A 22,042-nucleotide genomic window follows, 5' to 3' on the forward strand; every position below is an offset into this window, starting at 1 on the left:
CTTGCATGCTATTTAAATAATCAAATAACATACTTTCCTTTCTTATTTTTTATTGCATAGATAACCAACGAACCGATATTGTAAACTAATGCACCTTACAATGGATACAAATTTCTTGACAAAAAGTTGCATTACAGACAGTACAACTCTATATTTCCTCTACTAGTTGTTCTTTACTTCTTTAAACGTAACTAATGTGATTACAAAGGTAACAATCATACCAAGTACAGTACCAATAATATAATGTACAAAATTCATAATATCACTGCTTAAGAAACCAGCCAGTGCAAATACACCAAGACCACTCATAGCAACAAGTTTTGAACCCATAATACCAACATAACAGCCACCTGCAAAACCGCCTATTATAGAGGCAATCAGTGGAGTTTTATAACGGAAGGTAACCCCGAATAATGCCGGTTCTGTAACCCCTGCTAAAAAAGCTGTAATGGCAGCGGAACTTGCAATACCTTTTGCATTTTTATCTTTTGTTTTTATTGCCACACCAAAAGCCGCTGCTGCCTGATTGAAATTGGCAATATAGCATGCCGGGATAATCAGAGGATCAAATCCAAGCTTTGTAAAAAATGCAATACATACAGGTGCAAGCGTTGAATGCATACCTGTAATAATTAATAAAGGATAAAGCGCAGATAGTAAACCAACTCCAAGGAAGCCTGCGTGATTATAAACAGCTTCTACTACCCATGTAATTCCATTACCAAGAACAATACCTGCCGGTGCAATCAGACAAAGGGTAAGCGGAAGCATAACCAGCATCGTACATAAGGGAACCATCATAACACGAATAATCTCCGGCATGATCTTTTTGAAGAAACGTTCCACATATCTAAGAACAAATACAACCATGATGGAAGGGAAAATCATATTCGTATAAGTTGCGGAATAAACAGGAAGTCCAAACAGTGTTACTGCCTTATCACCGCCTAATGCAGTCATTAAGTTAGGAAATACCAGCAACGCTGTCAGTCCCATAGAAAGGCTGATCTCTGCTCCAAACTTCTTAGCGGCAGTATATCCAACCAAAATAGGCATAAAGTAAAGAGGTGCATCACTTGCATAGGTTAATACCTGATAGGTCGATGAATCTGCCGGAAGGATTCCCGCTAAATTAGCCAATACTATAAGAACCTTAAGTAAACCACTTGCAAGAAATACTGGTATCAAAGGTACGATACAACCTGTGATTCCTTCAAAAACTGTTAAAACACTGAACTTTTTCTTATCTTTATCAAGGTTTTCTTCTATCGTACTTTCTTTTTTAAGTCCACCTTTTTCGCATATTAAATTATAGGCATCACCTACTGCCTGTCCAATAATAATCTGTAATTGATCATTTGCCCATTGGGTTCCTACAACGCCTGAAATTTTTTCAATTTCTGGTACATTAACCAGACCTTTATCTTTAACATTAAATCTTAATCGTGTCATACAATGTGTAAATGAACTAATATTGTCTTTTTCCCCCACAAGCCTTAGTATATTCGTGGCCAGTGCTTCATATTTATTTTCTTTCGCCATGAAAAAACATCCTCCTTTTGTATAAATAATTATATGCAAACAGAAAATGCGCGCTTATTTTCTGTGGCTGCCAAAGCGTCTTTAACCCCTTTGGTTACTCTCCTCAAACAAATCCTATCTCTTTAATCATAATCCTCTCTGCTGCATAATCTGTTTATATGAAGCATCAGATAGATTAATTCCTCATCACTGAGTTCTCTGCCTAGTTGTTCTTTTATTATCTTTTTTATGTCCAATGCACTTTTTAAGACTTCAGGGAATTCCTCTTTCAGTGCATGGAATAACTGGGCATTCTGGCTTTCTATCATCTGATTATTCCGTATTCTTTTAATCAGATAATAAAGGTGTGTTACAAAACGGTAATAACTGAAACTATCTTTGTTTACCGTAATATTTAAAATCTTTTCCAAACTGGATATACAGTTGTTTACTATATTGCCATAATCCGTATCTTCCGTATTTTTTTGAAGTGCTTCATAATTTACCAAATGCATCGCAATGGATGCAGCTTCTGACTTTGGAAGTTTAACAGCTAACTTATTCTCAATCATTTTTAATGCTTTTTTACCAACATAACATTCTTCCTCATAGGTCTGTTCGATTTCTTGCAGTAACGGCATTTTTATTTTAATGTTCTGTTCATGCCGTTTGATTGCAAAACTTATATGATCTGCCAAGGTAAATACCACATTGGATTCAAACTGATTACCTAGCTTTTGATTGGCATAATCTACAATATTGAATGAAACTTCCAAAATCTCAACCGGCACAAGGTTAATAAGACTAATTTGTTCTTCTTTCACATTATAGAACGTTTTTTCTATCTTCTCTAAGGGTATTTCATAAGGCGGCTTAATAAAACCAACACCTTTTCCAAATACAATCACTTCATTATTTTTGCTGTCTAAACATAGGGAGACATTATTATTAATATTCTTTACAACGATCATGCTTACTATTGTACTTGCATAACTACACTGCTTGTATCAACTGTCTCTAGAAGGTTTTTGGTTACTTCCATGTCATTGGTAATAACCATTGGTATTACAAGATTAATGTTTTTTGATTCCATTAATTTTCTATCGACTTTGATAAGCGGTGTACCAGCTTTTACTTTCTCATTTGACCGGACTAAAACTTCGAATCCTTCTCCCTGAAGATTCACGGTTTCAAGACCAATGTGAATCAGTAACTCAACTCCATTATCCGAAAGAATCCCTATTGCATGCTTGGTGTTTGCTATCATGGTTACTTTGCCGGAACAGGGTGAGCTGATTGTATCTGTATCTGCATAGAATGCAACTCCATCGCCTAATAACTTATCTGCAAAGGTTTTATCGGGAACCTCTTCGATTTTAACCATCTTCCCTACCACTGGGGAATATATTCTCATATCACTCTTATTTCCTAAAAATTTAAACATAAAATTCCTCCTTAAATAAAAAATCCCTGGACCTTTCCCATAACAAATAAATGTTTTAGGGAAAGCCTCCAGGGAGTAACAAACCTATGTCATGATGATATCTTAAATCAGCCAATATGTCAACCTATAACTAATGATTATTTTAACCAAATTTCAATGATCTTTTTTGGCTATTTTGACTAATGGAATATTATGGATATCTTAATTAATATCTCAGTCATAGTATTTTCTTCTGTTTTTCGATACTTTTTTATTCAATTTTACTTTTCAATTACTTTATAAAATCTATACCCTTTTCAGATATTCTTCTACTTCTGCTGACGTTTTTAAAGCTAAAATTTTTGTTACTAACTCCTCACAGTCAGACTTAATTAGTCCCTGGATTCTTCCGCGTGTATTCAATATGGAAACCGGTGACATACTTAGTTCATCCACTCCTAAACCGACCCAAACCGGCAGCAGTTTCTCATCAGCTGCCGCTTCGCCGCAGATTCCTGCCGGGATGCCGTTTTGATGAGCACTTTCTACTATCTTTTTAACAAACCGCAGAACAGCCGGATCATATTGGGAATACAGGTGGGCAACTTTCCCATTCATACGGTCAACTGCCATTGTATACTGAATAAGGTCATTGGTACCGATACTAAAGAAGTCCACCTCCTGGGCAAAGACATCTGCCATCAGGGCTGCCGCAGGGGTTTCCATCATCATACCAACAGGTATCGCTTCCTTAAACTCTATCCCTTCATTTCTTAGTTCTGTCTTTACCTCTTCTAATATCCTTTTTGCCTGATACAATTCTTCCATAGATACTATCATAGGATACATAATATGGATATTCCCAAATTTACTTGCACGAAGAAGAGCTCTTAACTGGACTTTCCAAAAAGATATCCGGTCCAGGCAGAGACGGATGGCTCGGTATCCTAGGAATGGATTATCTTCTTTTTTAATCTCCAGATAATTCACTTCTTTATCCCCTCCGATATCCAAAGTACGGATGATGACTGGATTTCCCTCCATTTTAAGTGCTACCTCTTTATAGGCCTTAAACTGTTCTTCTTCATCCGGTGCAGTATCCCGGTTCATATATAAAAATTCCGTACGGAAGAGTCCTATGCTGCTGCCATCCTGCTGCAATACTTTATCCGCATCCTGGGGAGCTCCGATATTGCCGGCAAGTGCTACCTCATACCCATCGACAGTAATGGCTTTTGTACCTCTTAGCTGCTCAAGCTGACCTTTTTTAAAGCGGAAGGCGTCCTGCCTGGCTTCATATTCTTTGTGAACCTGCTCAGTTACCTCTAATTCTATGTTCCCCGTTTCACCGTCAAAAGCAAGCATCTGACCCATTTGTACCCTGGAAGTAATATCCGGGCATACAACAAAGGGTATACCTAGCATTCTTGCTATAATAGCTGCATGAGAAGTCGGACCACCGGTCTCATTAATAATTCCTAATACAAACTCCGGGTCCATCTGTGCGGTATCCGAAGGCGCAAGATCATCTGCCACAACAATCACGGGTTGCTTAAATCGGAAAGAGTCCTTGCTGTCATTACCACTTAGAATCTTTAGGATCCGGTTACTAATGTCCTTAATGTCCATTGCCCTTTCACGCATATATTCATCGTCTAAGGCTTCAAACAATTCGACAAAACTATCCCTAACCGTTTTAATTGCCCATTCTGCATTACAGGCAGAAGTTTCTATGGTGCTTTCAACACTGCTTATAAATTCCACATCATTTAACATTTCTATATGGGCTTCAAATATGGCTGCTTCCTCTTTACCTTTTGTTTGAAGCATTTCTTTATAAATTCCTTCTACCTGTTCTATAGCCAGATTTCTTGAATTATGAAATCGTTGCTTCTCTTCTATCGTATTATCTGCTTTCGTAAATTCAATTGCTTTCGTATCTATTTTCTTAACAAAAACGCTGCCAATTGCGATTCCTGATGATATTGGGGTTCCTTTTAAGGTCTTCATTCCAAAATCTCCTATTCTCCACAACCACTATTAACAAATTCTTCAATCGCTTTTATTGCTTCTTTTTCATCTGCTCCATTTGCCTCAAAAGTCAGTTTATCACCTTTAACCGCTCCTAAAGCCATTACGGATAAAATACTTTTAGGCTGATGTTTCTTCGTTTCATCACCATTTTTAAAAAATTGAATATCACATGCATAACCTTTTACAAGTTTTGTAAGCAGGCTTGCGGGTCTCGCATGTAAGCCTACGGGATTGGTCACTGTTACTGTAATTTTTTCCATGATAATTTACTCCTTTTATTTATTGGTAATTACATTAGGTATTTGCGAAACTTAAGTATTATATCCATATGCCATGCAATTAACAGAACTTCAGAGCAAATCTTACCCAGAGGGCATGAAGCCATAAAATTCGTATATTCTAAAAACTTTCCAGTACTGCCTTGCTTAAACTTGTGCGAGGTAGTAATAGTTTCGCATTACCGATAAATAATTACATCCATAAGTTGTAAGAAGAGTATAAAAAGAAATAAAGAATCTGTAAAGGAAAAGAAAAACAGTGCTGTCCGATTTGAATGTGACAGGATTTATTTAATTGTAGTTTCCATTACTTTATTCTGGATAAAACTGTCTAAAATCTGGTTTATTTCAAACATGATTTCTTCCTGGCTGCTTTGTTTGAATTCCATGGCAAAGTCACTGCTAATAATTTTTCTGGTAACTTCGTTTATTAATTCTGCAGCATAACGGTCTGGATTTAATGGCATTGACAGAAAAATAAAAGTATCAAACCGGTCCATCGGTTCTTTTAATTTAATAACTGTCATGCCAAGTTCCCTGACTGCCTTTGAATGCAGATGATATAAAACCACTCCTTTATATTTCAGGATGGCGGAACCTTTCTCCTGCTTGTTATTTAAGTCCTTTTCGATCTGCTTTCTGTCTTCACCTGCTTTAGCAAGAGAACGGCTGATAAAATGATTTAATTCCATTATACTATCGGCGGCAACCTGTTCAATAAACAGATAATTATGAATGAGTTGCAACACATAATCACTGTATAGCTTGAGCCTGGTTACTTTGTCTTCTAATTGTGCTGCAATGACTCTGCTGTAATTCTTGTTTTCCGGCAGAAAGTTCTCAAGAACGTACTGTATATGTTTTATATCAGCTTCATTCAGGATAGGATTTACCAGAATTGTGGGCAGCTCCGTAACCAAAAGTTCAACGGTAGTAATAATAAAATCGATATGCTTTTGTGCCAGCCTTACAATATCCATATCCATAACTGAAATGATGGAGGAAATCCTGATATTGGTAAATACCCGTTCTATCTCTGATACCAGCAGCTGAGCTACTCCGATATCATTGGTACAGACAAGCACTGCCCGGTATATGAAAAGGGCATTGTTTTTTTCTTCTTTTACTGCTGCGCCGATATGGGTTGCCAGATATGCTATTTCATCCTCGGGAAGAATGATATTTTCTTTTTCTTCAATAAATTTTGCACATTTTACAGCGGTTTTATATAGTTCGGGATACATTTCCTTAATATCTTCCAGTAAAGGATTCATAATATCTAACTGCATTCTGATCCGGTAGACTGCCATCTTAAGATGCCCCGCCAGCCCCCTTAACAATCTCTCGTTATCCTCCAGATAGATACCGGTTTCCCGTTCCGCTATATAGATAACTTCTTTCGTCAGGTCGTATATTTTTATTTCATCCGTATCCTTTAAACTACCGTGTCTTTCTTGTATTTCAGCTCCTTTTATATGAATTACCATATATTTTATTTCTTCTTGCGTAATTACCCCCGGAAAAGAATTTTCCGGTGATAAAAACCATTCCTTAACCAGATAAAATAAGTCATCCTTTGGTACATCCATTTTTATATTGTCAAATCCACTTATCAGTTTTCCTTTTAAGCACCTTTGAATAGTTATGCTGATTCTGATTACCAGCGCAATAAAGGAATTATCTGCAAACTGGAGGTTCAGCCGACGTTCAACCAGGTGAAGGAACTTTTGGATACGTTCTAAATTGATTATGTCTGTAATATCCAGAATTTCCAAACTTATTCGGTTCTTTATCTCCTCAATGTCCAGTTCTTCTTTTTCCCTGTTAAAAATAATGTTAATTATTTCTGCTTCATGGAATTGTTCATAAATCAAAGAAATCATAGCACTCCGAAAAGCTATCTCATTTCCCTCTACATAGACTCCAAGCCCCGGTTTTTTGATAATCCTTAATTTATATTTCTCCATCCAGGGAACAAGCTTGTCTAAATCCGCACTGATTGTACCTTCTGTAACATCAAACAACTTAGTTAAGGTAAATAATTTGGTTATTTCCGTATTTTTTAACAATTCTGCTTTCAGCAAAGCCAGCCGTTGTTCCGGAGAATAGGTTAAATCTGCTTTTTCTCTAAGTATTGTGTTTTTCAGTCCTTCTCTCCTATTTTTTGGTATATTGATCCGGATTCCGGTTCCTTTCTTTTTCTCCAGCAAAATTCCATTGTCATTCATCCAATTCTCTATACTGTTTAATTCCCGGAGTACTGTCCTGGAACTGACGTTTACTCTTTCAGCTATTGTATGGATTGCCGTATAGTTTTCTTCTTCCAACAGCAGAAGGATTATTTTTTTACTTCTGGAGGTTAATTTCATTGACAGATACCCCCTTTCCTTGTTTCATACACATGTATAATTGCTTTATATACAAACTCTGCAAGACCAGGTGTCTTTTTGTCTAAGGTTTCTTTCTCATCCAAATATGCCTGTGCGATTTTAATATAAAAGGTATCCTCCCATGAAATGAATTCACTAATAAAAGTTTTAAAAGCAGAAACAGACTCTTTGGCCGCTAAACTGTCAGGACCATCTTTCATGGCATTACAAAATTTTTCAAATACTTCTTCTCCAAAAACAATGAGTTTACCCAAATCCATATTCATAAATTTTGAGGCATTTTCTATGGACACACCTCTAGGTACTATGCCGCTTTTTATTATTGGAAGAAAAAAACCGCTTTCCATTAGGGTTCGGATTTCATTTGCATATGTTTTCCTCATTAGTTCAATTTTATTTTTGTCAAAATCCCTAAGCATTGTAATATTAAATTTATCGTTTAATATGCAGTCAACTGACAGTAACAATTTTTGCAGTCGATCCTGCTTTTCTAAAAGTATTTGTTTATGCTGCCGCATTAACTCTTTTTTCATCTCTTTAGGATATTCCAGCAACAAACGGATTTCATCAAGGGAAATACCAAGCTCTTTATAAAATAGTATGCACCATAAACGGCGCAGGCTCTCATCATCATATTGGCGGTAGCCGGAAGGCTTCACCGCACTTGGCGGCAGTAATCCAATTTCATCATAATATTGCAGGGTGCGTCGGCTTACACCGGAAAGCTTACTCACTTCATTTACGCTTTTCATTACCATTTCCTCCTGAAAAATTTTATTAGTAATTTTTCGTAATTTTATTTTATTTTTATTGAAACCCGCTTGACTCGAACGTAACGTGATAGATTATATTCTATTTTAGACAAAGAACGGCACTTTGTAAAGTAAATAAGCGTCCAACACGATTTGCACGTAAATCACATCGCGCAGTCAGACTGTAAGCAGTAACTAAAATGCCGTATGACCGGCTGGATAAAGACCCGACCGGTTGTTAGGTCCTATAACCATAAATATATTATAGCAGGAGGATTTATGTATGATGAAGAACAATAAAAAAACACCGGACTTAGAACCGATTCCAAGGAACATTATGAATATTGCCTGGATTCTAGTACTTGGAGCCGTTATGCCTATGCTTGATTCAACAATGGTCAATATTGCAATCAAGCACCTTAGTAAGGATTTTCGTGTGGGACTTGATTTAATTCAATGGGTAATTACAGGTTATGTATTATCCATGGCAATTTCCGTACCGCTTGTTGGCTGGCTGGTTCAGCGTTTCAATGGTAAATGGTTAATGATTGGCGCAAATATAGTATTCTTAGCTGCTTCCATAGCTTCGGGGCTCAGCCATAGTATCAATTCCCTTATTATTTTCCGTATTGTCCAAGGTTTTGGTGCCGGGTTTATCGTGACCCTGGTGACTACTTTGTGTGTTGAAATTGCGGGAAGGGACCGAATGGGACGTATGATGTCGACGATTGGTATTCCAACGGTCCTGTGTCCAATTCTTGGTCCGGTGATCGGAGCTGTGATTGTCCAATTCCTATCCTGGCGATATATTTTCTTTGTGAATATTCCGCTTGGTATTCTAGCAATCATACTGATGATTGTGATGCTGCCTGACTTCACGCCCTCAAATATAAAAGCAAAATTTGACTTTATCGGTATTCTTTTATTGGGTACCAGTTCAGCGGCTTTGATTTATGGGATTACGAAAGCGGCAAAGAATGCGGCCTTTAATAATCTTACGACTATTAGTTCTGTTACTGCCGGGATTATATTTTTAGTCATTTATGTGATTTATGCTGCCCTTAGAAAGGAACACGCAATTCTCCCATTACACTTGTTTAAGCTGAAAAATTTCAGTGCTGTCCTAATTGGCCTGTTCCTTGCAGGAATTGCTACCAATGGGCCAATGTTATTATTGCCTTTGTTTTTCCAAAATATTAAGGGCTTCTCCGTTTTGAGTGCGGGATTAATCCTGATTCCACAAGGTCTTGGTATATTATTGGCCAGACCATTGATTGGTAAGTTAACAGATAAATCAGGAGCCCGTAATGTAGTCTTGGTAAGTTTACTTTTAGCCATCCTGGGCACAATTCCATTTATCTTCTTCAATGAGGCGTCTTCGCTTCCTGTTATGTGTGCTGTGTTGTTTATCCGCGGTATCGGTATTGGTGGTATCACGGTTCCAATGATGACGGATGCATACACTGGTATGGTCAAACAGGAAATAGCCCAAGCCAGCGTCGGAACCCGGCTCGTCCAAAATATTGGCGGTGCTTTTGGCTCAGCAGTGCTTGCAACGGTTGTCAGCCTTTCAATCCACGGTAACGAACCGACAATACCTCTTATGACAACGGCTTATCACGATGGTTTCCTGTTAGCCTTATTCCTTAGCCTTGTAATGCTTATTCCAACTTTGTTCTTAACGAACAAGAAATCTGAGAAATAACATTACCACAGTTGATCTGGTAAAGGAGTTCTTTCCTACAGGGTCTATTTATTGCTGCATCAGGCTGTCGTCTTCAGTTAGGTGCTATGGGATCAGGCTGGCTTTAAATGAAAGCCGGCTTTATCCCATGCTCTGCCACTATTTTCACTCCACAACCTTCGTTACCTTTAACAACCTGCCCCCGATTTTGGTATCTTTCATTGCTTCCAGTACCAAGGAACCTTTTCCGTTTAGGATTTCAACATAGGTAAGAGTATCCTGTATGGTTATTATTCCAATATCCTCTGCCATAACACCCTCCAGATTGGATATGACTCCGACAAAATTAGTGGCTCTGAGCTTCTTTTTCTTACCGCCATTGAAACGTAATTTCATTATCTCCGCATTTAACCGGTCACTTTTCATTTTTTTAAGCTGCGGTGCCATATCCATTTTTTCCTCAAAGGAAGGTTTATGAAGGGATATTTCCTCTTTCCCAGGTTTGGTTAATTCCTGAATGGAAAACCCAACCAGCTTCTCGATGTCCTGCAAATATCTGGTTTGTGCCGGAACCACAAAGGTAATGGCTTTCCCTATTTGTCCGGCACGCCCTGTTCTTCCGGTCCGATGGACATAATTTTCCTCATCCAAAGGTATATCATAGTTAATAACCAGGGAGACATTTTCTATATCGATACCTCTTGCCGCAACATCTGTGGCGATTAAATAGCGGTACTCTCCTCTTTTAAATCGTTTCATTGCAGATAACCGGTGTTCCTGTTCCATGCCGCCATGTATTTTATTACAGGCATAACCGGAATACTTCAGACGTTCATATACCTGGTCCACCCTGTCTTTGGTACTGCAAAAGATAATACAGCTATCGGGGTTTTCAATAATCATAATACCGGTAAGCAGTTCAAACTTATCTTCTTCATAGGTCTTATAAAGAAAATGATGAATATCTGCAGTCACGACACTATTCACACTGACATCTATATTTACCAAATCTCTCATATACTTTGCTGAGATACGTTTTACTTCTTCGGACATGGTAGCAGAAAACAACATGGTCATCCGTTCCCCGGGCAGTTCATTTATAATTGCTTCTACCTGACTGGTAAACCCCATATCAAACATCCGATCGGCTTCATCTATTACTAAATAGTTAATATTACTTAAAACTAAGGTGCCTTTCTTTATATGGTCCATAACACGCCCCGGTGTCCCGGCAACGATATGTGTTTTCTGCTTCAACTCTGCTTTTTCGCTGGAAAACGGATGACCTCCATAGATTGCAGCTGCTTTTATTCTTTTAAATCTGCCTATATTGATAAAATCCTCTTTTACCTGAACTGCAAGCTCCCTTGTTGGAGTCAGAATAAGAGCTTGGGGCTTATTTTCAAGCCAATCAATCATTTCACAGATTGGAATTGCATATGCGGCAGTTTTGCCGCTGCCCGTCTGTGCTTGGACGATAAGGTCGTTTTTTTCTAAGGCGGAGGGAATGACTCTGGCCTGAACTTCGGTAGGTATATCAAAACTAAGCCCCTTCAGTGCCTTTATGATATCCTCACTAATTACAAATTCCTGAAAACTTCTATTCTCCATAGCTAAGTCTCTCTTTCAATTTAAAATGACCCTCTATTTTAAAATGACCCTAAACAATAAATACCGCCGTATCTATCAGATAAATCTTAATCATTTTTTTCGGTTAAGTCTAACTTATTGTACAGGAAGCTACCTTACATTGCAATAAAAACGGTTTTTGAGATCAAGGCTAAAGTATGAATAATCATCCGTAAGTGCTCAGCAGTATCCTGATATAACCTTATTTTTAAGAATCTTATAATATAGGTTTGCTATTATGACCTGCATTTGTTATCATATAATTTATAGAAAAATAATAATCAGACCGCTACAACAGCGATTTTTTACGTCTATTACATGGATATAAAAGAGGAGTTAACATGGATAATCAAGAGCAAAAACACCAGCGCCGCATTAGATATAAAGGTACCCATCCAAAAGCTTTTAATGAGAAATATAAGGAACTGCAGCCAGAGTTATATGCCGATGCAGTGGCAAAGGTAATTCAAAAAGGAAATACTCCTGCGGGAATGCATCGTTCCATCTGCGTCAAAGAAATTCTTGACATTTTGCAAATCAAGCCTGGACAAACTGGTTTAGATGCAACCTTAGGGTATGGCGGACATACCTTAGAGATGCTGAAGTGTTTAAATTCAAAGGGTCACCTTTATGCTACAGATGTAGATTCCGTCGAATTACCCCGAACCAAAGAGCGGCTAGAACGTTTCGGGTATGGTCCTGAAATTTTAACAATAAGACAGACAAACTTTTCTAATATTGACCAGATTGCCTTAGAATCTGGACCTTTGGATTTTATACTGGCAGACTTAGGGGTTTCTTCCATGCAGATAGACAATCCGGAAAGAGGATTTTCTTTTAAGACAGATGGACCCTTAGACTTACGTCTTAATCCATCCAAAGGCATCTCAGCGGCGGAGCGTCTTAAAACGATATCACAGGATGAATTAAACGGTATGTTATTAGAAAATGCGGACGAGCCTTATTCTGCGGAAATATCCCGTGCCATAATTTATGCTATAAAAAAAGGAACAACAATTACAACAACAAGAGAATTAAAGCAAATTATCAACGATGCACTGAACTTTATTCCAGAAAAAGAACGTAGCGAAGCAGTTAAAAAATCCTGTCAAAGATGCTTTCAAGCGTTGCGGATTGATGTCAATAATGAATTGGAAGTGTTATATGAATTCTTGGAAAAACTCCCTGCCGCTATGGCTGAGAGCGGACGGGTGGCTATCCTTACGTTTCATTCCGGAGAAGACCGTCTTGTTAAAAAATCCTTCCAGCGCTTTTACCGCGATGGAATCTATAGAGAAATAGCACCGGAAGCCATTCGTCCCTCCAAGGAGGAATGTATCTCCAATAGCCGTGCGAAATGTGCAAAATTACGTTGGGCAATAAAGGCTTAACATTATTATATTTATGATAAAATGGTACGTCAAGAAACTTGGTATTTTCAATTCTTTCTTGATGTACTATTTTTAGGCTTAAAATAGAATCAATGTTCTGAACATAATACTACTTTGGTTATGATTCAGCCATCGGTAATCACACTATTTTGGGTTCTTATTTTGCTTAATATGCTCAATGCCCCATGTGTTCATAGCCTCCAAAATTGGTTTCAATGAATACCCAAGATCAGTTAATGAATATTCTACCCTTGGCGGAACTTCCGGATAGACTTTTCTTTCAATTATTCCGTCAGTCTCCAACTGTCTTAATTGCTGTGTTAACATCTTCTGACTAATTCCATTAATTCCTTTATTCAGCTCAGAGAATCTTTGGGTTCCATTATTATGCAGATTTCTTATTATTAAGACTTTCCATTTATGTCCTATCAGATTTACAGTATGTTCAATCGGACATGATTTATCACACGGCATGATTCTTCCTCCAATATATTCATTCAATACTTACTATTTGGTTCGTACTGAACTAAAAAGTGCCTTCTTGCGAAATTAAAGTAACTATACTATGATGATTTTACAGTAATTCATTTTAAAATTCAAGCGCTTGTATTTTATTATGCATAATTACTGCATATAATAAAGCTTAATAAAGGAGAATTTGTATGCAAAAAATTAATATTGAAAATATAATAGATTTTGCAGTTGAAAAAAGCAGCAGAAAAGAACTGTTCAAAGAAGGACTCTTAGATATAGGGCTATTACTTTATGCCCCGGGACAAGTAACACCAGATCATAAACATTCGGATATTGATGAAATCTTTTATATAATTTCTGGCCAAGGCACAATTACAATTAACAAGGAACCAATGCTTATAAAAGAAAAAGATATCATCTTTTCTCCTCATGGCGAAACACATGGATTCCAAAATACAGCTTCCACCAATTGGGTAGTACTGCAAATTAAAATGACTTTATCAAAAGAGGACTAAATTCAAGTCCAAAAACAAGGAGGTATTCATTATGTTTACACACATTGATCACGTCGCAATCTCGGTAAAAGACAGGGATAAATCGATTGCATTCTATGAAAACAACTTTGGTTTTAAACAATATTTTGAGCATGATGTTCCGGACGTACCCGGAATCGAAAAAGTAGTCTATCTTCAATTAGGTGAGACTATACTGGAACTTGAACACTGGACTAAGGAAAAAGCAAATTCCGGATACCACTTCTGCCTAATCAGTGATGATTTTGATGCCGATTACGACAGACTCATAAGTTTGGGTGTGCCGGTAGTAACAAAACCACATATTCCAAGCCCCAGAACCCCGCGGGAAAAAGGGTGGAAAAGGGTAGTTTTTAAAGGTCCGGACGACGAACGTATTGAATTTCGAGGTTAACCGATTTCTGGAAAAATCAGATGCTGCTGTTATTCATCCGTATCAAAATAAAAATGGGCTGTCGCAAAATCAAAAACTAAATTACCACAGGTTGGTATCCTGTATTTGCGACAGCCCATTTTTATTATTGAGTTTATTTCTTAATGGCGTATACTCTGTTTCAGTTTTCTATAGTCTATCTTCTGGTCTAAATCCTTTATGGCGTCTAAAATCTGTTCAAATCCTTTGGTATTCGTGAATAAGGTTATTTTCTCAATGTTCCTGATTCTTTGGTTCCAATATTTTATCTGAAAATTACTTATATTCTTTCGTGATATATGAGGGGCATCCATACGGGTTATACAAAATAAAGGTTTTGTTTGTTTTCCATTCAGGCATTTTTCAATTTCCTCTATTGCCTCTTTACTATTTAAAAATTCCTCCTGTGCACTCTCAGCGTTACTTTGCTTTTGAATCTGCTGATTATAATAGATGATTTTTCCAAGCTTTGTAATTGGTGTCCGCTCTTGTTGATATACACTGGGTTCTATACTAAGATAATACATATAACCTTCCGTTGTGGTAATAAAACCCGTTGTCTTTTGCAGCCTGCTTTTATTTCTGGCGGCAACTAAAATAAATACTCCGAGCCAAAATAAAACCGTTGCAGTCAAAACATAGGTCAAAGTGAATTCTTCCGGTATCTGTTCTGCTAGAATTGGTATCGATATTAAGCTTCCTGCCATCATAAGGATTCCTAAGACATACCTTATCCCAATTAACGGGTGGAGGTTCTCACATAGGTATAACGACTGTATTGTCTGTGATTGTGACACATAATCAGGTACACTAGGTTTTTGTGTTTTTTCCATTGTATCCATTTCCCTTCTCTTATCTTAGGTATACTATGGCGTCCTTCACTGCTGTAAGCAAAACATAATTAGTACAAATAAGTACAGTGAAATTATAAGGACACTATAGCTTTCAATATTTTACCATACATTGGTACTAAATGGTATAAAATTATAGATTTTTTTCTGAACCTAAAGAAAATAGGATGTGTTATGTTTCCATGTGTTATGTTGAAATTCATATAAAAGTAACTTCAATTGGATTTCTGTCTACCAGCCTCTTAAAACTATATTTCGGATAACCCACCATAACCGCACCTGTAAACACTTTTTCCTTTGGTATTTGTAATAAGTTAAGCAATGGTCTATAATTTGAAAACGCACACATTTCAATGAGTCCAGCCCATGCAGTGCCTAATTTTATAGTATTTGCAAACAGTTCTATATAGGAAAGTGACAAAATGGTATTTTCTCTGCCGTTTTTAAAGTCTTTTTGTGCAGTGGCTATAATGAGATTTGGCGCATCATGGAGGATTCCGTCTACTCCTTGATCTCGATAAGCCCTAATGTGCAAAGGAAAGCTCCACCAATTGGAGGCATTTTCCTCCATCCATTGGACAGTCACTTCTGTTATTTTCTTTCGTGTTTCTTTATCTTCTATAACAATATAGGAAATCCCTTGCCTATTGCTGGCAGTTTGAGCAAACCGGCCAATATCCACCAACTTTAACAAAAGTTCTTGTGGCACTCTCTCATTTTTGTAACAGCGGATTGACCTCCGTGACCTAAGAAATTGTTCCGCCTCTTCTGCATTAATAACAGGAAACTTTTCCAGACTATTCTGTGCGGACAGAGGTGCCCTAAAATTATCGATTGCACCTTGGGGACAGGCGGCAACGCAATGTCCGCAAGCTATACATTGGTTCGGATTACTTGTCACAGGGCCAGTTGTCCCCATGGATAGAATTTTCGGCGGACATATATCAATACAGATTCCACATTTTACACATAACGGTTCCTGAACTTTAATTAACTCCATTTTGATTACCCTCCATTTATTTTGGTTTCTGGTTTAAAACTATCTTTAATGCTATAATAGAATTTAATAACCATTTTAACAAGTACGCACTTATAAGTGACGTAGTACCCGTTTGTATACCATCTATAAAGGGACAGGGAGGCCCGTATTCGATAATCTGAAATTTTGCGGCCTTTTAAGTGATACTCCTAACAACCCTACTTTTTGTCCAGGTTTCGGTAATGTTCTCTTTGATCTTGTATTTCATCAGCATCAAACCCGAGTAACTCTAAAAGATTCTGATGCTGCATAGGCGAATGTTTTTCAAATTGGGAATGCCATTCCTCTGTCGTTTCTCTTTTTATGCCTGCCGAATCCAAGATTGCCAGCCATGTGCTCTCATCCATATTCTTTAGGTTTTTATACAGAATACTAGTTTCTAATAATTTAACTATTATATTTTGCCGCTTTTTTGCAGCTTCTATTTCTTTATTCAATTCTCCAAGTCTCTTTAAAAGCTGCGCGGTAACCTCCAGATTTGCTGCAATTAAAAGATTTGAAATTTCGGCCAGGGGTACTCCGGCGTCCCTGAAAAGCATAATTTTATTTAGCCGTTCCATATCTGCATCATTATATAACCGATACCCTGCATTCGTTCTTTTTGATGGCTTAAGAAGGTTTATTGAGTCATAATATAATAATGTACTTCTGGAAATGCCGAAGTTAGCTGCCATTTTGCTTACCGATAATTCCATGAACGCCTCCTGTTTTCTTTCCGTATATGTCTGTAACTTTTGGCCGATTAACAGCCGGTTCCTCTGATAATTATGTTGATCCAACAGTACCCTGGCTATTAAGCTTTAATAAAACAAGCCCCAGAACTATAATTATAATCCCGCAGATGATCAACAATTGTCCATATTGAAACCAATCTAACAATGCCCCGAATATAAGCATAGCAACCGGATATGTGAAATTACCCACCGAGCCTATTATCCCAAAAACCCTTCCTGCCATTTCATTCTCAACATTTATCTGCAGGATTGCGTGATAGCAGGTGCTGATGCCAACAACCCCTACGCTGATGAAAAAGAATATAAAAAAGTATGGAAAAATATCATGGACATCCGAATAGCTGAGAAGACCAAAAGCCCCATAGATCAAACCGATAAAGCAGATGCCGCCATACATGACTTTCTTTTCCCTGCCTCTTATGCTTATCAAACTTAGTAAAAAACCTGTTAAAATAACCCCCATCCCATAAAAGGATTCAATATATCCCAGGTTCTTGGCACCATTCCCCTTTAACGTTACGGCAAATACCGGCATTATCACCTGTACTGAACCCACAAAAAAATGCAAAATTGCAACTACTGACACAATTGAAATTATACTCCTTTTGCTGAACACATATTTGAAACTATCATAAATATTTTCTTTTATTTTTTTCTTAGAAGAAGTTTCTGACAATGCAGGTTTAATAACCAGCATAGATGCGAGGAAGGAAGCTGCAAAAAAAGATAAGGCATTAAATGAGAAGACAAAACCATACCCCAGCCAGGCTGCACAAATCCCCCCCAGTAACGGTCCAGCAATAAGAGCAATGCCGCCTAAAAACTGGCTTTTTGCATTAGCTTTGGTCAGCTCTTCCTCTTCTACAATCTGTGGGATTACTGCCTGCACGGTAGGATCAAAAAATGCAGAACATAGTGATAGTACTACTTCTGCTGCTATGATTATGTACAGATTCAATACTCCTGTATAATAGGCGGCTGCTACTACTGTCACAACAAACCCCCTGATAATATCGGTGCAGACCATTAATGTTTTTCTACTGAATAAATCAATAATCCCACCCGAAAGAAAACCTGCCACGATTGCGGGAGCCATGGAGGAAAACAGTACAAGACCCATCCTTGAAGGTGAGTGGGTAGTCTGCAGCACCCAGTATGCAAGGGCAAGCGCATAGAATTTATCGCCAATTTGTGATATGAACTGTCCGCATAATAAAAGATAAAGATTTTTATTGATTTTCATAATTTTCATATTGACCTCCTATTTATTATTAAATCCTTTCGGTAAAATAATAAACTATGAAGTGATAGACAGGTCAATAAGAAATAAAATTGCTCCTGTAAAATTGCTCCTAGAATTACTCAGGTCCTTCGGTGTTTTATTTTAATAACTCAACTGTTTACCCAAGAACGTTTTATGGGTAAACCGAATATACTATTAAGATGGACCATGAACGAAATACGATAATTTTCCAGATGGTGAAGGACTATATGAAAGGATGGTTATAATGTCCCTAAATTCAATCGTAAATGGAGGCTTTGAGACATCGACATTCCCTCCCTGGACCCCTTACGCAGCAACCATTACCTCACTGCATTCCCACAGCGGCAGCTTCGCCGCGGAACTAGAAGGCGGACAATCAAACTCCAATATCATGCAGGTAATACCTGTGGTTCCCAGACGTCGATATGAGTTCTTCCTCTCACTTTCAAAAGGTAATCCCTGCCCAAGTCCTGGTATCTCTATAAGCATTGCATTCTATAACGGGAACTTCGTATACCTTGGGCAAGGACTCACCATGATTATGCTGGATGATTCCCTGTCAAATATCTGTTATAAGGCTTGGACTAAAATATGTACAACGACAGAGCCTGCTCCGCCGGGTACGGTACAGGCTATCGTATTTATAGGAACCGTGCCACAAGCGGGTACCTCCAATGTCTTTGTAGATGATATATCCTTATTACCGGTCAAAAGGGATTATGAACCTTTCGAGCCATGCTATTAAGCCATATTTTTAAAACTGCTGACCAAGGTTTACTTCTATGCAGCAGCGCTTGACAGCAATTTATAATTGGCAATAGACAGCTTTAGTTTAATACTGCAATTCCAATATTTAAATAAGTAGCGAATAAAATCCATAAAAGATATGGAATCATTAGATAACCTGCTATTTTATTAATCCTATAAAATAAAAGTGTAGTTAGGAAAACCAAAACATCTAATAAAAGAATTACGAAAACTGAAATCCAGAACCATTCAAAACGGAAAAATACGATTGGCCACAAAAAATTTATTAATAGCTGTACCCAGTATAAATTAATCGCTTTTTCACGTTTAGGCGACTGGGGTGCTTGGTAAATAATATATGCCGCAATTCCCATCAGCAGATAAAGTATAGGCCAAATGACACCAAAAAGCCATCCGGGCGGTGACAATGGCGGTTTGTTTAACGATGTGTAGATTTGCCCGACGTTACCGGACGATAAGCTGCTAAGAATCCCTGCCAGCTCAGTAATAAGTACAATGGCAAATAATTGAAACCAATTTACTTTTTTCAACATAGAATAAGCACCTCCATATTAATATATTCGGGTTTTGGCCTGCTTATTCTTTGTGTTCTTAGACCTCCTGGTTTTCGTAAGGGGATTAAACGACAGAATAACACATACCTCTTACTCCTCAGAATCTCAAATTGAGCCTCTTTTATCAATTTCACTTAATATCAATAATTTTGAAAGGTTCATTGCGTCAATTATCTTTTGAAAACGCTTGTATTGCGGTGCATTCATTTCATGCTTTTTTTGCCCCGTTTCGCATTTTCTGATCACAGATTCCACTGGTTTAAGTGCACTCAACAATTCTTCTTTTGAATATCGTTTTATCTCACTGTCCTCCGTAATTAGAGCTCTTGAGATATACATTGCTTTTATTCTATTCTTAAGAAGGGTTGCTTGAGAAGTCCCTTCTGCAAATTTAGGCTGTATTTTTTCACAATTATTAATTGTAGACGTTACTACTTGTAATGCGTCTAAAAATTTATCACCTGAATTTATTCCCATCTTGATTACTCCTTAATTTATCTCAATTATATATATAATTGCCTGTACGTCATTTTTTTTACTCAAATTGGCTGCAGGTTGTTTTACAATTATAAATTTTACCTATTATCCCCGCAGTCACCTTCGTATCATCAGACTTCATACCTATTATTCTTCATCAGTTTTATTCTTCATCAGTTTTATTCTTCATCAGTTTTATTCTTCATCAGTTTTATTCTTCATCGGTTTTATTCTTCATCGGTTTTATTTTTTATCGGTTTTATTTTTCATCGGTTTTATTTTTTATCGGTTTTATTTTTCATCGGTTTTATTCATCCATCTCTAAGATTTTATTTAATCAGAAACCGTCTCCGAGGTATCCCCGCCTTCCAGATTTGTACTCGTAAATTCAGGATCACGGATACGTCCTACAATAATAATTGCTGTAAAGAATATAGTAAATGTAAATACAAATGGTAAACGACGGTCAATACTTGATAACCATCCGGCAAAATATCCAAAGGGGGAAGCAAACGCAATAGTAAACGACATAATCAAAGCATTAATGCGTGCTCTTTCCTTCGGATTAATGTTTAGCTGCAGTAAGGCGTCTTTACGGGGTACTACAAGCGCACTGGCTACTGCGGTGGCAAAGACATATATAATAATGAACGGTATACTGCCAATTGGCGCTAATATCAGTAATAGCGAACAAGAGGCATACAATACAAGCCCAATCCACATAGGTATCCTAAATTTCACAGCTTCTAAGCGGTGCTGTATCCCAATCATGAATATTAACATAACAGCAGCATTCAAAATTGGGAAAAAAGCCAGATAACGGTCAGCTATACCCAGCCTCTGGGTTACGTACAAACTGAAAAAATTAGTACTGACAAGATTGGCTATATACAAAACTACCGAGACACTAAGCACTTTCACAATCTCTTTATTCTTTAACACTTTTGGTATCAGATCCTTGTACTCATATAACATCTGAATAACTGTAGTATCTTTCGTTTCTGCCATACGGATTTTTCCCTGTCTGGTTTCGTCACAATGCCGATAGGTTATAATGACCTTAATCAGCATATTCACGGCAAAAACCAAGTAGAGAACCCGTACTACAGGAATTACAGTAAAGGAACTAATAAGCAGTCCTGAGATAGGAGCAAAGAAGATTGCAACCAGACCGCCAATATTCACCCAGGTATAGATTCCTAACAAATCCTTGGAATCTGCATCTTCAATTAATAAACAATACCATGCAGTCTGATTAATCTGCTCAAAACTGTTAAACAAAACCGCAATTAAAAACAACCAAAAATTCCCTGATATCGCCCATATCAAACAGGCAATGCTCCAACCAAAAAAATCACCCATCATCGTTGTGAATTTACGACCCAGCTTATCGGTGATTATTCCACCAAAGAAAGAAAAAAATACTTGAACAAACATAGCTATTGACAGAATTAATCCGATTTGGACATCGGTTATGCCTTGGGTATACATGTACAGGGTGGCATATGGTGCGATTAGATTATACGGAATCCCCCAAAGTGGCTCCATCATAATTAAAGTTCTTGGATTTCCCTTATTATGTACTAATAATTCAATTAATGGGTGCTTTCGCAGCGTTTTTATTTTCTTAACTGTGTTCACTGGTTTCTCCATTCTACGATTTTTCTTTATTTATAACTGTTCATTCAATTTCTCAGGTCAAATTTCTTTTAACCTAAGAAAACATGCCTTGTAAACCTAACAGAATCATAAAGGCTAAGGTTTCCCCCTAACAGATAAAACTACTGACAATACTTACTATTATACACTATTTTATACAATTAAGGAATCTCCA

At 37.4% G+C, this 22,042-nt stretch carries 21 protein-coding genes; 5 read left to right on the forward strand and 16 right to left on the reverse strand.

Features of this window, described 5'->3' with window-relative positions; genetic code table 11:
• Positions 1 to 162: 162 nt before the first annotated feature.
• The 7 genes from QA584_RS19420 to QA584_RS19450 all read right to left on the reverse strand — a co-directional run bounded on the left by QA584_RS19420 (position 163) and on the right by QA584_RS19450 (position 8,398).
• Entirely contained in the window at positions 163 to 1,542 is a 1,380-nt protein-coding gene (locus tag QA584_RS19420; RefSeq protein ID WP_278270760.1) for a PTS transporter subunit EIIC, read from the reverse strand.
• 122 nt (positions 1,543 to 1,664) lie between these two features.
• Positions 1,665 to 2,492, reverse strand: coding sequence for a PRD domain-containing protein (locus QA584_RS19425; RefSeq protein WP_278270761.1), 828 nt, complete (start codon positions 2,490 to 2,492; stop codon positions 1,665 to 1,667).
• Between the two features lie 5 nt (positions 2,493 to 2,497).
• Positions 2,498 to 2,965: a PTS sugar transporter subunit IIA gene (locus tag QA584_RS19430; protein WP_278270762.1), complete on the reverse strand. Its 468-nt coding sequence runs from the start codon at positions 2,963 to 2,965 to the stop codon at positions 2,498 to 2,500.
• 285 nt (positions 2,966 to 3,250) lie between these two features.
• Positions 3,251 to 4,954, reverse strand: a complete 1,704-nt coding sequence (gene ptsP, locus QA584_RS19435) for a phosphoenolpyruvate--protein phosphotransferase (protein WP_278270763.1) — start codon at positions 4,952 to 4,954, stop codon at positions 3,251 to 3,253.
• An 11-nt stretch (positions 4,955 to 4,965) separates the two neighbouring features.
• A complete protein-coding gene (locus QA584_RS19440; protein WP_278270764.1) occupies positions 4,966 to 5,238 on the reverse strand; it encodes an HPr family phosphocarrier protein in 273 nt (90 codons plus the stop codon).
• Positions 5,239 to 5,543: 305 nt separating this feature from the next.
• Entirely contained in the window at positions 5,544 to 7,625 is a 2,082-nt protein-coding gene (locus QA584_RS19445; RefSeq protein ID WP_278270765.1) for a BglG family transcription antiterminator, read from the reverse strand.
• Complete coding sequence (locus QA584_RS19450; RefSeq protein ID WP_278270766.1) at positions 7,622 to 8,398, reverse strand: MerR family transcriptional regulator; 777 nt, start codon at positions 8,396 to 8,398, stop codon at positions 7,622 to 7,624. The genes QA584_RS19445 and QA584_RS19450 overlap by 4 nt, the downstream gene beginning before the upstream one ends.
• A gap of 283 nt (positions 8,399 to 8,681) precedes the next feature.
• Here QA584_RS19450 and QA584_RS19455 point away from each other — a divergent pair, with 283 nt between their 5' ends.
• Positions 8,682 to 10,103: an MDR family MFS transporter gene (locus QA584_RS19455; protein ID WP_278270767.1), complete on the forward strand. Its 1,422-nt coding sequence runs from the start codon at positions 8,682 to 8,684 to the stop codon at positions 10,101 to 10,103.
• A gap of 144 nt (positions 10,104 to 10,247) precedes the next feature.
• Here QA584_RS19455 and QA584_RS19460 read toward each other — a convergent pair whose 3' ends face one another.
• On the reverse strand, positions 10,248 to 11,693 hold the full coding sequence (locus QA584_RS19460) for a DEAD/DEAH box helicase (RefSeq protein WP_278270768.1): 1,446 nt from the start codon (positions 11,691 to 11,693) through the stop codon (positions 10,248 to 10,250).
• A 359-nt stretch (positions 11,694 to 12,052) separates the two neighbouring features.
• On the opposite strand from QA584_RS19460, the gene rsmH reads away from it, so the two are divergent.
• A complete protein-coding gene (gene rsmH, locus QA584_RS19465) occupies positions 12,053 to 13,102 on the forward strand; it encodes a 16S rRNA (cytosine(1402)-N(4))-methyltransferase RsmH (protein ID WP_278270769.1) in 1,050 nt (349 codons plus the stop codon).
• A 144-nt stretch (positions 13,103 to 13,246) separates the two neighbouring features.
• On the opposite strand, the gene QA584_RS19470 is transcribed toward rsmH, so the two are convergent.
• Positions 13,247 to 13,576, reverse strand: a complete 330-nt coding sequence (locus tag QA584_RS19470; RefSeq protein WP_278270770.1) for a winged helix-turn-helix transcriptional regulator — start codon at positions 13,574 to 13,576, stop codon at positions 13,247 to 13,249.
• Between the two features lie 188 nt (positions 13,577 to 13,764).
• Between QA584_RS19470 and QA584_RS19475 the strand changes: the two genes are divergently transcribed.
• A complete protein-coding gene (locus QA584_RS19475) occupies positions 13,765 to 14,091 on the forward strand; it encodes a cupin domain-containing protein (protein ID WP_278270771.1) in 327 nt (108 codons plus the stop codon).
• A 31-nt stretch (positions 14,092 to 14,122) separates the two neighbouring features.
• On the forward strand, positions 14,123 to 14,503 hold the full coding sequence (locus QA584_RS19480) for a VOC family protein (protein ID WP_278270772.1): 381 nt from the start codon (positions 14,123 to 14,125) through the stop codon (positions 14,501 to 14,503).
• Positions 14,504 to 14,643: 140 nt separating this feature from the next.
• On the opposite strand, the gene QA584_RS19485 is transcribed toward QA584_RS19480, so the two are convergent.
• From QA584_RS19485 to QA584_RS19500, 4 genes are all read right to left on the reverse strand, one after another.
• Entirely contained in the window at positions 14,644 to 15,363 is a 720-nt protein-coding gene (locus tag QA584_RS19485; RefSeq protein WP_278270773.1) for a hypothetical protein, read from the reverse strand.
• A 208-nt stretch (positions 15,364 to 15,571) separates the two neighbouring features.
• Entirely contained in the window at positions 15,572 to 16,372 is an 801-nt protein-coding gene (locus QA584_RS19490) for a nitroreductase family protein (protein WP_278270774.1), read from the reverse strand.
• 197 nt (positions 16,373 to 16,569) lie between these two features.
• Entirely contained in the window at positions 16,570 to 17,106 is a 537-nt protein-coding gene (locus QA584_RS19495; protein WP_278270775.1) for a MerR family transcriptional regulator, read from the reverse strand.
• Between the two features lie 70 nt (positions 17,107 to 17,176).
• Complete coding sequence (locus QA584_RS19500; protein WP_278270776.1) at positions 17,177 to 18,397, reverse strand: MFS transporter; 1,221 nt, start codon at positions 18,395 to 18,397, stop codon at positions 17,177 to 17,179.
• 256 nt (positions 18,398 to 18,653) lie between these two features.
• Here QA584_RS19500 and QA584_RS19505 point away from each other — a divergent pair, with 256 nt between their 5' ends.
• Complete coding sequence (locus QA584_RS19505) at positions 18,654 to 19,154, forward strand: NTTRR-F1 domain (protein ID WP_278270777.1); 501 nt, start codon at positions 18,654 to 18,656, stop codon at positions 19,152 to 19,154.
• 82 nt (positions 19,155 to 19,236) lie between these two features.
• On the opposite strand, the gene QA584_RS19510 is transcribed toward QA584_RS19505, so the two are convergent.
• The 3 genes from QA584_RS19510 to QA584_RS19520 all read right to left on the reverse strand — a co-directional run bounded on the left by QA584_RS19510 (position 19,237) and on the right by QA584_RS19520 (position 21,849).
• The gene (locus QA584_RS19510; protein WP_278270778.1) at positions 19,237 to 19,710 is read right to left on the reverse strand and encodes a TspO/MBR family protein; all 474 of its coding nucleotides are present in this window, start codon (positions 19,708 to 19,710) and stop codon (positions 19,237 to 19,239) included.
• Positions 19,711 to 19,836: 126 nt separating this feature from the next.
• On the reverse strand, positions 19,837 to 20,208 hold the full coding sequence (locus QA584_RS19515) for a hypothetical protein (RefSeq protein ID WP_278270779.1): 372 nt from the start codon (positions 20,206 to 20,208) through the stop codon (positions 19,837 to 19,839).
• Positions 20,209 to 20,541: 333 nt separating this feature from the next.
• Positions 20,542 to 21,849 (reverse strand): MFS transporter, encoded by a 1,308-nt coding sequence (locus tag QA584_RS19520; RefSeq protein WP_278270780.1) that lies wholly within the window; start codon positions 21,847 to 21,849, stop codon positions 20,542 to 20,544.
• Between the last annotated feature and the right edge of the window lie 193 nt (positions 21,850 to 22,042).

It is taken from the genome of Anaerocolumna sp. AGMB13025 (assembly GCF_029689925.1).
Lineage (GTDB): Bacteria > Bacillota > Clostridia > Lachnospirales > Lachnospiraceae > Anaerocolumna.